The sequence below is a fragment of the Streptomyces sp. Ru62 genome (assembly GCF_002920615.1).
Taxonomy (GTDB): Bacteria; Actinomycetota; Actinomycetes; order Streptomycetales; family Streptomycetaceae; genus Streptomyces.
In genome coordinates this window covers 1-11,346 of the sequence record NZ_PQSU01000070.1, presented here as the reverse complement: position 1 = coordinate 11,346, position 11,346 = coordinate 1, and the positions used below count along the sequence as shown (strand labels likewise).

General features: G+C 70.4%; 10 protein-coding genes. 1 reads left to right on the top strand and 9 read right to left on the bottom strand.

Translation table 11 applies throughout. The annotated features are described in order from the left end of the window. Nucleotides 1-843: 843 nt before the first annotated feature. The 7 genes from C3492_RS43325 to C3492_RS43295 all read right to left on the bottom strand — a co-directional run bounded on the left by C3492_RS43325 (nucleotide 844) and on the right by C3492_RS43295 (nucleotide 9,094). On the bottom strand, nucleotides 844-1,902 hold the full coding sequence (locus C3492_RS43325) for a zinc-dependent alcohol dehydrogenase family protein (protein WP_103818062.1): 1,059 nt from the start codon (nucleotides 1,900-1,902) through the stop codon (nucleotides 844-846). 330 nt (nucleotides 1,903-2,232) lie between these two features. Next, nucleotides 2,233-2,934: a hypothetical protein gene (locus C3492_RS43320; protein ID WP_146075811.1), complete on the bottom strand. Its 702-nt coding sequence runs from the start codon at nucleotides 2,932-2,934 to the stop codon at nucleotides 2,233-2,235. A gap of 72 nt (nucleotides 2,935-3,006) precedes the next feature. Beyond that, nucleotides 3,007-3,354, bottom strand: a complete 348-nt coding sequence (locus tag C3492_RS43315; RefSeq protein WP_103818060.1) for a DoxX family protein — start codon at nucleotides 3,352-3,354, stop codon at nucleotides 3,007-3,009. Further along, on the bottom strand, nucleotides 3,351-5,384 hold the full coding sequence (locus C3492_RS43310; RefSeq protein ID WP_103818063.1) for an acetoacetate--CoA ligase: 2,034 nt from the start codon (nucleotides 5,382-5,384) through the stop codon (nucleotides 3,351-3,353). The genes C3492_RS43315 and C3492_RS43310 overlap by 4 nt, the downstream gene beginning before the upstream one ends. Nucleotides 5,385-5,400: 16 nt before the next feature. Further along, nucleotides 5,401-7,014: a bifunctional 3-(3-hydroxy-phenyl)propionate/3-hydroxycinnamic acid hydroxylase gene (locus C3492_RS43305; protein WP_103818059.1), complete on the bottom strand. Its 1,614-nt coding sequence runs from the start codon at nucleotides 7,012-7,014 to the stop codon at nucleotides 5,401-5,403. Further along, the gene (locus tag C3492_RS43300) at nucleotides 7,011-7,949 is read right to left on the bottom strand and encodes a fumarylacetoacetate hydrolase family protein (protein ID WP_103818058.1); all 939 of its coding nucleotides are present in this window, start codon (nucleotides 7,947-7,949) and stop codon (nucleotides 7,011-7,013) included. The genes C3492_RS43305 and C3492_RS43300 overlap by 4 nt, the downstream gene beginning before the upstream one ends. Beyond that, nucleotides 7,946-9,094, bottom strand: a complete 1,149-nt coding sequence (locus tag C3492_RS43295; protein ID WP_103818057.1) for a VOC family protein — start codon at nucleotides 9,092-9,094, stop codon at nucleotides 7,946-7,948. Before C3492_RS43295 ends, C3492_RS43300 begins: the two co-directional genes overlap by 4 nt. Before the next feature lie 138 nt (nucleotides 9,095-9,232). Here C3492_RS43295 and C3492_RS43290 point away from each other — a divergent pair, with 138 nt between their 5' ends. Continuing rightward, complete coding sequence (locus C3492_RS43290) at nucleotides 9,233-9,871, top strand: TetR/AcrR family transcriptional regulator (protein WP_103818056.1); 639 nt, start codon at nucleotides 9,233-9,235, stop codon at nucleotides 9,869-9,871. On the opposite strand, the gene C3492_RS43285 is transcribed toward C3492_RS43290, so the two are convergent. Both C3492_RS43285 and C3492_RS43280 read right to left on the bottom strand, forming a co-directional pair. Next, nucleotides 9,837-10,487: a TetR/AcrR family transcriptional regulator gene (locus tag C3492_RS43285; protein WP_103818055.1), complete on the bottom strand. Its 651-nt coding sequence runs from the start codon at nucleotides 10,485-10,487 to the stop codon at nucleotides 9,837-9,839. The two genes, C3492_RS43290 and C3492_RS43285, sit on opposite strands and share 35 nt — an antisense overlap. Before the next feature lie 108 nt (nucleotides 10,488-10,595). Continuing rightward, nucleotides 10,596-11,346, bottom strand: a 751-nt coding sequence (locus C3492_RS43280; protein ID WP_103818054.1) for a zinc-binding dehydrogenase, incomplete at its 5' end; no start/stop codon positions are given.

Here is an 11,346-nt window from a genome sequence, read left to right as displayed (position 1 = left end):
GGGGCGGCGACCGGCAGGCGAACGCGGCCCTGCACCGGATCGTGCAGACCCGCCTGCGCGTCGACCCATGCACCGGAGGGCAAGACCCGGCGCGAGATAGTCAGAAGCCTCAAGCGTTACGCGGCCCGGGAGGTCTTTCACCTGGTCAGACCTGTGCAGTCGTAACCCTCGTTATAGGGGCAGTCGTGAGACGTGAGAGGGTCTGGGGCGTGAGTGAGACACCCCCGAACACCCTGCAATACCGCTTTGACGGGCCAGAAGACGCTCCGGTCCTGATCCTGGGTCCCTCACTGGGTACCACATGGCACATGTTGTAGAAACCGTCTTCGGGCGTCCACGTCAGTCCAGGGCGGGTGGGTAGTGGCAGGTCAGGGCATCGCGGTCCGGGGGAGTCGGCGTAGTTGGTGACAGAGGTGTGACAGTGCCTGTGAGAGAGGCGTTCGACGGCAAGCCCCTGCAGACGCGACCGGCGGGGGCTCCCGAGCGCCTGTGCTGCAGCTCCGGCGGTGGCACCGTCCCCACAGGCTCTCCTCCACCGGGCACTTGACGCGAGGGCGTAGTGATGACGCACGCCTGCGGTAGATCGGCCCGGGGCCGTTGGTGGCCAACAGGTCAAAGCCTTCGCCTTCGCAAAGTCGAATGCCTCTAGGTGTCCAAGGCGATGCCTGCCTCGCTGATCGCCCGTCGTGCCTGGGCGGCGTCCATGCCCAGGCTGTCGTTTCACGTTCAGCGACCAGTCCACACAGCGCAGCTTCCGAGATGATGTACAAGGGCTCTCCGGAACACCGGCGCAGGTGCTGACCCGCTTGTGCCGCACCGCCATCGCATCGGCGGAGCGGCTTCCTACCCATCACCTTCGTTACGCCCCTCGTCGAAGACGAAGAGTGGCTTGGTGCCGTGTGCGGGTGCTTCGGCGAGCGCGACGGCTTCTGGGAAGGCTTCGAGCGGGAACGGCCGGCCCTGGGGGATGCTCAGCACCCCGTCGGCGACGAGACCGCGCACCTGGGCCAGCGCGTGCAGCGCGTCCTCCGGTGAGGCGCTGCCGAACCAACGGTTCAGCCAGAACCCACGGACTGTTTTGGTCTCGTAGATGACCGAGCGGGCCTGGAGCGGAATGGTCAGCGCCGCCGGGTCGGTCTGCCGGTGGGTGGAGAGCGCGCCGTACACCACCAGGTCTCCACGCGGAGTCAGTGCCTGGGACACTTGGGCGCCGACGGGGCCCGCGACACAGTCGATGGCCTTCCGCACGCCGACCGGTCCCGCGATCTCAGCGACACGCTGCACTAGGTCCTCGTCCTCCGTACAGATGACCTCGTCGCCGCCGAGTGCTTTGATCTCCTCGACAGCAGCACGTCGGCGCACGACATTGATCGTACGAATCCCCAGATGCCGGGACAGCTGGATCACGAGCCGGCCGACGGTGGAGCCCGCGGCGGTCTGCAACAGCCATTCGCCCGGCTGTATGTCGAGTTCGCGCGTGACGAGGAGGAGCGCGGTCAATGGATTGACGGCGAGTTGGCAGGCGCTGGAGTCGCTCAGTTGGTCGGGGACCGGCAGCAGCCTGTGTGTGTCGGCGACGAGGTATTCCTGCCAGGTGCCTGCCACAGGGGGCCCGGGTACAGCCGGGATAGCGGCGACCACCACGCGCTCACCGACCTCCAGCCCCTCGGTTTGCGGGCCCAGGTCTGCGATACGGCCCACGCACTCCATGTTGCCCCCGACGGCGGGAAACTCCGGCGAGAAGCCGTAGCGGCCGCGCAGTACGTGCAGATCACTCGCGTGAACCGGGGTCGCCTTCACACGGATCAACGCCTGACCGGCGTCCGGCGTGGGAACCGGCCGTGATTCCAGCCGCAGGACATCGGTGGGCTCGCCGGCCGCTACGGCTACGAGCGCGCGCATGGATCGAGGCATGAGTGGCCTTTCGTCTCCCGGTCCACGAGGAACCTGGCGGACGCTCCAGGCAGAGCGATGCCGGGGTCGACGCCCTGGCCGGTGCCGAGGCTGTGATCGGCATTGGACTCTCCCAGACCCTTGACCGGATCACCCGAGGTGATCATGCAAGGGCTCTGGGCTCACCGGTTTGCCGAGCCCCGTGCCCGGACCCGCTCGCTGCAGTACGAGTCCGGACAGGCACCCGTCCCTTCACGCTACGCCCAGCTTCGGAAAGGTTCTCGGCGGTGGACCATGACCAGGGAGAGAATGCCCGCCGCGCCGATTGGGGACTCGTCATCAGCCGCTTGTGTCGGCGTCGCCGTCATCAGTCGGATCCCTCTGGCTCCTGCCGCCCGGAGGGGAGCCGTCCCCGTGCTCTTCCAGCAGTTCGAGAAGCGCGGCATCCGCTCTCCTCTGGTCTTCCTTCGTCAGCTCGACCGGTGCGTTGTTGTAAACGGTGTAGCGATCTGGATCGATGATGTTGGCGGCCCTCAAGCTGAACGTCAGCAGGGGCCGCCACCCCTTGCGGTGGCCGACCCGCACCTGTATCTGGGCCTTGTAGTCACGGGCCTCCGGGAGGAATCCGGAAAATGGTGCCTCGAACTCGAGGAAGAGCTGTTGCGCTTCCCTGCCGAGCACGACGAACCCCGCCGGCAGTTTCGTCTCCTCGTCCGGCCCCGGTTGGAGCCGGGACGGGGAGGACACCCACAGGAGGGGCAGATGAGAGGCGGGCTCATCGGGGAAGGTCAGGATGAGGTCCTGCACGACGATCGGTTTGGGACCGGTGTTGTGCAGGACGAGCGGCAGTCGTAGGCGTGCCGTGGAACCGTGGACGATCGCCGCGAAGGAATGAGGTTCCCACGCCTGCAGGCGTCCCTGTCGGGCGTTGAGCCACCAGAACGACGCGACGGTGAAGAGCAGTGCGCAGACTGACACCACACTGGCGCCGGTAAGCGATGAGGACGCGATCTGATCCGCCGCGACCATCAGCGGAACCACAGAGTCAGTCTGCCAGCCCCGCCGTGGGCTCGCTAACAGGACGAGTGGCCGCCGACAGTCTCCAGGAACGGGTCAGAGGCCGGCGAGGAGTACGAGGTACCAGGCGACCAGGGCCGTGCATGTCACCGCGGGGAGGAGCTTGGTCAGCCCGTCGCCCTTGCGTACGTGCGTGGTCACGGCACCGGCGAGCAGCATCAGCAGTCCGATGCCGGCCAGGCCGCCGCACAGCGGGAGGACCGGGCCGAGGGCCACGCCGATGGCGCCCGCCAGCTCCAGCCCGCCGATGACCCGGTAGGCCGCAGTGGTGAAGCCGGCGTGGGCGGCGAGCTCGGGCATCGGACCCAGGGCCAGGATCTTGGCCACGCCCAGCAGGGCGAAGATCAACGCGATGAGACAGGTCAGCGAGGCGGAGAGGATCACGAGACGCCCTCGGGGGTGTGCGGACAAGGGGCCTGGCGGCGTTCGGCTCCCAGGCCGGCGAAGTAGGCGATCAGGTCGGGGTTGTCGACCGCGGAGGGGTTGAGGACCTGGTCGGCGCGGGCGCCCTGGAGGAGGCGTTTGACCGGGACCTCGAGTTTCTTGCCGGTTTTCGTGTGCGGGATGGCCGGTACGGCGAGGATCTCGTCGGGGACGTGGCGGGGGGAGGCGCCGGTGCGGATCGCGTCGCGGATCTTCTCGCACAGGGACTCGTCCAGACCGACACCGTCGGCGAGGACCACGAAGAGCGGCATCCAGTAGCCGCCGTCGGGTTCCTCCGCACCGATGACGAGGGCCTCGGTGATCTCGGGGAGGCGTTCGACGATGTCGTGGATGTCGGCGCTGCCCAGGCGTACGCCGTTGCGGTTGAGGGTGGCGTCGGAGCGGCCGTGGACGATCACCGAGCCGTGGGAGGTGAGGGTGATCCAGTCGCCGTGCCGCCACACGCCCGGGTAGGCGGTGAAGTAGGCGTCGTGGTAGCGGCTGCCGTCGGGGTCGTTCCAGAAGTACAGCGGCATGGACGGCATGGGCCGGGTGACGACCAGTTCGCCGACCTGGTCGGTGACCGGCCGTCCCGCGCCGTCGTATGCCGCGAGCGCCACGCCGAGGTTGGGGGCCGACAGTTCGCCCGCCCACACGGGGGTGGTGGGGGCGCTGCCGGCGAAGCCGGAGACGACGTCCGTGCCGCCGCTGGTGGAGGCGAGCTGGACGCCTGCGCCGACGTGGTCGCGGACCCAGGGGTAGGCGGAGGCGGGCAGGGTGGAGCCGGTGCAGCCGATGACGCGGATCGCCGACAGGTCGTGCACGGCGGGGTCGACGCCGAGTTTGGCCATGGCCAGCAGGTACTGGGGGCTGGTGCCGAAGACGGTGACCTTGTGGCGGGCCGCCAGCTGCCACAGGACGTCCGGGCGCGCCTCGGGGGCGGGGCTGCCGTCGTAGGTGCAGATGGTGGCGCCGGTCAGCAGGGTGGAGACGACCAGGTTCCACATCATCCAGTGGGTGGTGGTGTACCACAGCAGGCGGTCCCCGACGCCCAGGTCGCAGTGCAGGCCGAGGGTCTTGAGGTGTTCCAGCAGGACGCCTCCGTGACCGTGGACGATGCCTTTGGGCAGGCCGGTGGTGCCGGAGGAGAAGACGATCCACAGCGGGTGGTCGAACGGAACCGGGGTGATGGCGAGGTACTCGGTGCGGCTGGCCGCGTCCTCCCAGGGAACCGTCAGCTTCGCGGCCCGGGTCGCGGGCCACGCAAGGCCCAGGTGATCCACGAGGACCGTGGCCCTGAGCGTGGGAAGGGCGGCGGCGAGGTCGAGGGAGGCGGCGCGGCGGTCGTGTCGGGTGCCGTTGAAGAGGTAGCCGTCCGCCGTGATGAGCACCGTGGGTTCGAGCTGGGCGAAGCGGTCGGCGGCGGCCTTGGGCGCGTAGTCCTGTCCGCACACGGACCACACCGCGCCCAGGCTGGCGGTGGCGAGGAAGGCGATGACGGCGTGGGGGGTGTTGGGCAGGTAGCCGACCACCCGGTCGCCGGCTCTCACGCCGAGGTCCCGCAGGGTGGCGGCGACGGAGGCGACCCGGGCGCGCAGCTCGCGGCCCGTGATCTCGTGGCCCCTCCCGGTCTCGTCCAGTGCGGTGATCGCCGGCGCGTCCGGACGCAGCCTGCGCAGTGCGTGGTGGGCGTAGTTGAGGGTGGCGCCGGGGAACCAGCGGGCGCCGGGCATGGCCTCCTCGGCCAGCACCCGCTCGTACGGAGTGGTGGCGTCGACGTCGAAGTACTGCCACACCGCGGCCCAGAATCCTTCCAGGTCGGTGACGGACCAGCGGTGCAGGGCCTGGTAGTCGGTCGGGTGCAAAATCCCTTCGGCGCCCTGGTGCCGGGTGGCCCAGCGGGCGAAGTCCGCGATGCGGCTGCCGGCGGCCGCTTGAGGGTCGGGCGGAAGGAAGGGCTCCGGACAGGGCGTGGCGTGCGGGGTGGTCATGGTGTGGTGTTCCTCGTCAGGGTACGGGCCGGGCTTCGGCGGGGCGGCGGGCACTGTGCAGCAGGGGAGCCCAGGCGGCGGCGTCGGTGAAGTCGCCGGTGCCGGTGGGCACGGTGTCCATCACGACGCGGTCGGGGCGCAGTAGGACGGCGTCCGCCCGGCCGCGTGACAGCCAGGCGGCCAGCGTGCCGTCGTCTTCCAGGCCGCCGACATGGATCACGGATGCGCCCAGGGCCGTGGCCACGCCCGTCATCCGTGCCGTGGGCGGCAGGGCGGTCAGTACGGCGAAGGACTCCCCGAGGATGTCGTCGAGGCGCTCCCGCCTGCCGTCGCACAGCACCCAGGGTTGCGGGCAGAAGGTGCCGGCCAGTGAACGGCGGGTCAGCCGGGGGCGGCGTCGTACCAGCGGATTGGCGGTCAGTGCGGGGCTGAGGTCGCGGCTCACCGCCGCGGTCACGCCGGGGATGCGGCATGCCGCGCCCACGACGGCCCGGCGGAGGGCCGCTCCGCGGTCCTGTCCGCCGGTCATGGCCCAGCCGACGGCGACCGCGACCCGGATCACGTGGCGGGCGTGCGGCTTGCGCTCCTGCTGGTAGGTGTCCAGCAACCGGTCGTCCGCGCCCTGCTGGAGGACGCGGGCGAGTTTCCAGGTGAGGTTGCGGGCGTCGCGCAGACCCGCGCACAGGCCCTGCCCGATGAAGGGCGGGGTGAGGTGGGCGGCGTCGCCGAGCAGGAAGACGCGTCCGCGGCGCCACCGGTCGGCGAGGCGGGCGCGGAAGGTGTACTGCGCCTGCCGGATCACCTCGAAGTCGTCGTCCCGGGGGCTGCCGGACGGCAGGTCCACCCAGGGGGCGACCAGCTCGCGCAGCCGTTCCAGCCCCTGTGGGCCGTCCAGGGGCTCGCCCTCGGCCATCCGGAACTCCCAGCGGTAGCGGTCCTCGCCGACGCGCATGAACGTGGCCGGCCGGGTGGGGCAGCAGACCTGCTCGGCGCCTTCCCAGGTGCGCACCGGAAGGCTGGTGCGGACGTCGATGACCCTCCAGCTCTCTTCGAAGTGCAGGTCCTCCCATACGGCGCCGATGGCGTCACGGGTGATGCTGCCCGCCCCGTCGCAGCCGAGGACGGCATCGGCCCACAGGTGCTCCTCCTCGTCGCTGCCGTCACGGCGGAAAGTGACCCGGACCGGACCCGTCGGAGCGTGTGATCCATCGGTGTCCTGGGTGACCGACACGACCTCCACCCCGCCCCACAGCTCGCACTCGGGGCGGCGCTTGAGGGCGGCGCGCAGCAGGCGTTCCAGCTCGGGCTGGTCGAACATGCTGGTCTGCGGGAATCCATGGTGGCCCTGCAGGGACCGCGGAAACTCGGCGATCACGCGGCGCCGGGGGTCCAGCAGCCGCAGGCCCGGTGCCGGGCGCGCCACGGCGGCGAACTCCTCGTGAACACCGATGCCCTGCAGGATCCGGCGGACCTCGTCGTCCACGACGACTGCGCGCGGCAGGGGGTAAATGTCCCGGTGGCGTTCCAGGAGCACGCTGGGCACTCCGCGCTGGGCGAGCAGGAGCGCGGCGGTGACCCCCACGGGCCCCGCGCCGATGATCACCACCGGCCTTCGGTTTGCGGCGCTCACCTCGCGTCCGCCACAGGGGTCCGCTGCTCGCCGAGGTCGATCCGCCCGTCCGGGGTGGCGATCGTTGCGGTCACGACGTCACCTGCACGCAGGTAGAGGGGGTTCTTTTCCTGCCTCTTGAAGAACGCCTTCCACTTCACCGCGGGAGGGAGCAGCGCACTGATCTTCGCGACCGGTGCGGGCGGAGCCTTCAGTGCGGTGCCGCCGGGGGTGCCGGTCAGCAGCAGGTCGCCTGGGTCGAGGGTCTGGAAGCGGGCGAGCAGGGTGAGCGCCTGGGCGGGCCGTACGATCATGTCGGCGAGGGTGCGGTCCTGGCGCGGTACGCCGTTGACGTTCAGCCGCAGCCGCAGGTTCAGCAGGTGGGTGAAGTCGTCGGTCTCCAGCAGGGCCAGGTACGGGCCCGTCGGCGTGAAGGTCGGATAGGACTTGCTCTCGTAGAACTGGGTCTTGGTCAGCTGCACGTCGCGGGCGCTGACGTCGTTGGTGAGGACGAGCCCGGCGACGTACGAAGGAAGGTCCTGCTCCTCCACAACTGTGCCCACCGGCAGCGTCGCGCCCATGACGAGGCCGAGTTCGACTTCGTAGTCGAGGAAGTTCACGTGCGCCGGGCGGACGATCGTGTCGTGCGGGCCGGTGACGGAGCCGGACGCCTTGCGGAAGAAGGTGGGCGGTATGTCGCCGGTGAAGCCCGAGTCCTTGGCGTGGCTGCGGTAGTTGACCATCTGGGCGACCACCCGGCAGGGGGTGGTGACCGGGGGCAGCGCCACCAGGTCGGCGACGGGTGTGCCGCGCTCGCCGGAGGCGGCGGCCTCCCGGACGGCGGCCCTGTCGGCGAGCAGTTCGGCGGTGGTGACCGCCTTGGTCTCGATGCGGACGGCGCGATCGTCCCGGACGGCCCACCAGCCGTCGGCGGTGCGCAGAACGTTGGTGCTCATGAGCTCATCGCTTTCATCAGGCCCAGCAGGCGTGCGGGGTCGAGTTCGTTGTCGCCGCGCAGGGCCGTCATGACCTCGCGCAGCTTGGCGGGGGACGGGTTGGCGCCGAGGAAGTCGCGGGTGACGGGCGGGCCCCACTGGGCCAGGCCGCTCGCCGACATCGGCGCCCATCCGGGTTCGAGGTCGGATGAGAACAGGTCGCCGTCGGCGAAGTGCTCCAGCATGAAGCGGTCGGGGTCGCGCCAGTAGTCGAAGAGCTGGCTGCCCTGGATGTGCCGGCCGATGCCCCAGCTGCGCTGGTAGCCGCGTTCGGCCAGGTACTCCCCGCCGGCGGCGATCGCGTCGAGGTCGGTGACCTGGTAGGCGGAGTGGACGTAGCCGGTTCCCGGCCCGAGGTGCAGGGCGAGGGTGTGGTGGTCCACGGGCAGGCTGCCCTGGTCGCAGCGGATGAACGCCATGGTCGGCCCGCGCTGGCGCTGTCCGTCCAGGAAGAGGAAGTCGGACACGATCATGCCAAGGGTGTCCAGGTACCAGTCCAGGGTGCGGGTGAACGTCCGCGTCTCCAGCACTACGTGGCCGAGGCGCTGGATGCGGGACGGCTCGCGGGGCGGGCGCTGGGTGGCGTTCGTACGGCGGCGGGGCCCGGTGCCGGTGTTGAGGGTCAGCGGCGGCTGCTCGGGCAGCGCGGGAAGCGGCTCGGCGCAGTGCACCACCCGGACCGGGAGTCCCGAGGGATCGAACAGGGCGACCGACCGGCCGCCGCCGGGGACGTCGATGTCCCGGACGGTGTGTCCGACGGCGGCGGCGAGCCGGTCCACATCGGTCCGCTCGGCCGCGCGGAACGCCGGCCCGATGAATCGGGACGCACTGCCGCGTCGGATGACCATGCAGGGTGGGCCCGCGAACGTGCCGCGTAGCCACAGCTCGTGATCGGTGCGGGCGGCGATCGCGAAGCCGAAGTCACGGGCGAACACCTCGGCCCGGTCCAGGTCCGGCTTCTCGAACTCCAACCAGGCCAGGTCCGCCACTTTGATCACCGGATTCCGGGCTCGTCCGGGATGTTCACCGCGCAGGGCGCCCTGCTCACTGTGGAGGTCTTGGTGGGGCGTCAGAGGACCGCCCTTGTTAACGGGGATGTGGGACATGGTGTCCTCCAAGCAACACTGCCGTAATGAGGAAATCATCAACTCTGCTGTTTCGCATCGTCAATAGGCGTCGCCCAAATAATTGAGGATCTCATCAGTAATGGCAGAGTCATCGTGGCGGCGGTTACACTGGGCCGCATGCCGACGTCAGCCCCGCCCAAGAACCGCTTCGAACGGCGCCGTGCCGAGACCCGCCAGGCGCTCGTCCGCGCGGCCCGGCAGATCCTCGCGGAGACCGGGGACACCAGCGCGAGCATCCAGGCCATCGCGGAGCGCGCCGACGTCGGCTTCGGGTCCTTCTACAACCACTTCGAGTCGAAGACGGAGCTGTTCGACGCGGCGGTGTCGGACGCCCTGGAGGAGTTCGGGCAGGTCATCGACGAGCGCGTGGAAGGCATCGACGACCCGGCCGAGCTGGTCGCGGCCGGCTTCCGGCTCACCGCCCGGATGGCCGACTCCCATCCGGAGCTCCTGCGGATCCTGCGCGATCGCGGCTTGGCCCACATCCACTCCGACCGCGGCCTCGCCCCGCGCGCCCTGCGCGACCTGGAGATCGGCATCGCCTCAGGCCGTTTCACCTGCGGCAACGCGACCACCGCCCTGTCCGCCCTGGGCGGCACCCTGCTGTCCCTGGTCGCTCTGCGGCTGGACCGCCCGGATCTCGACGGCGACGAGGCCGCCTCCGACCTGGCCGAGATGGTCCTGCGCATGCTCGGCCTCGGTGCGGACGACGCCCACGAGGTCACCCGTCGGCCGCTGCCCGATCTCGCCCGATGACCTCCTGCACCTGAAGCGCGGCCCTCTGCGGTGCTACGCCGGCGGCGACGAGGAACGCGGTTGCCGCGGCCTCGCCCGTGCGGTCCGCCCACGGGCCTGCGGCGTTCTCCTCGGCGAGGGCCAGCATGAGTGCCTCCAGTGCTTGGGCGAGGACGGGTGCTGGAAGGTGGTCCGCGAAGACGCCTTCGCGCTGACCGCGCCGTAGGGTTGCGACGGCTTCTGCGCGGGCCGGTGCCAGAGTGGTACGGATCGCGTCCTCTCCCAGGTGGCGCCGTCCCAAGGTGATGAGCATGCGGTAGTGGTCGCCCACCGTCCATGCCGCCAGCACCATCCGTGTCATCGCCTCGATCGGGTCGGCATCCGCGGTACGGGCTCTGGCGAACGCCTGCCGGAGTTCATGGCCTGCTTCCTGTGTCAGGTCGGCGATCAGCGCATGTCGGCTGGGGAAGTGTCCGTAGAGGGTGCGCCGGGCGACGCCGGCCGCCCGGGAGATGCTGTCGAGACTCGTGTCGGGGTCGTTCCGCAGTTTCTGCCGGGCGGTCGCGAGGATGCGCCTGCGGTTGGAGTGGGCGTCCTTGCGCTGCGGAGTACGGCCCGGGGCGTCGGTCGTCTGCATGGTTCTGTCTCTCCACGGTTGCCGGAAAGCCGTGGGCGCCGGTGCTCCCTCACGCACCGGCGCCCACTCACCCCTGCCCAGGGTGGCTTGTCGTCCTGCTGACGGGCGTCAGGGGACGAGGATGAGGCGGATCGGGTCGCCGATCTTGTTCTCCAGTCGGTGGACGGCGTCGGCGGCCTCGACGAGCGGGATGTGGTCGGTGATGGAGGGGGCCAGGTCGAGGCGACCGGCCGCGGTCAGCTGCACCAGCTCGGAGACGGACTCCGGGAAGCCGCCGTAGTGGCCGCGCACCTGCTTCTGCAGGTAGTTGAAGGTCAGGCCCTCGGTGATGGTCAGGGGCCGGGGCGTGATGCCCACCAGGATCAGGGAGCCGCCCAGGCCGAGTACGGAGGCGGCCTGGTCGCGGACGGCGGGGACGCCGGCGCAGTCGAAGGCGAAGTCGAGGCCGCGTCCGCCGGTGGCCGCGCGGACCTGGTCGGCGAAGTCGGGGGCTGCCGGGTCGAGCGCGAAGTCCGCACCGAAGGCGAGGGCGCGCTCGCGGGCGCTGGGCAGCGGGTCGACGGCGATGATCGGGGCGGCGCCCACCAGGCGGGCGAGGCGTACGTTGTGCGCGCCGACTCCGCCGACTCCCCAGACGCCGACGGACTGGGCGGCACGGACGCCCGCGGTGGCGACGACGGCGGCGTAGGGGGTGGAGACCGCATCGGGGATGATCGCGGCCTGGTCGAAGGGAAGGCTGTCGGGGATGGGGATGAGGGTGTCCTCGCGGGCGATCACATACTCGGCCCAGCCGCCGTCGTAGTCGATGCCGGCAGTGAGCATCTGGGTGCAGGGCCGGTGGCGCACGCATCCGGCGCAC

Coding starts and splice junctions, on each gene's coding strand:
- C3492_RS43325 (WP_103818062.1), bottom strand. CDS start 1,902: ATGCGCGCGCTCGTAGCCGTAGCGGCCGGCGAGCCCACCGATGTCCTG.
- C3492_RS43310 (WP_103818063.1), bottom strand. CDS start 5,384: ATGACCACCCCGCACGCCACGCCCTGTCCGGAGCCCTTCCTTCCGCCC.
- C3492_RS43300 (WP_103818058.1), bottom strand. CDS start 7,949: ATGAGCACCAACGTTCTGCGCACCGCCGACGGCTGGTGGGCCGTCCGG.
- C3492_RS43295 (WP_103818057.1), bottom strand. CDS start 9,094: ATGTCCCACATCCCCGTTAACAAGGGCGGTCCTCTGACGCCCCACCAA.
- C3492_RS43290 (WP_103818056.1), top strand. CDS start 9,233: ATGCCGACGTCAGCCCCGCCCAAGAACCGCTTCGAACGGCGCCGTGCC.
- C3492_RS43285 (WP_103818055.1), bottom strand. CDS start 10,487: ATGCAGACGACCGACGCCCCGGGCCGTACTCCGCAGCGCAAGGACGCC.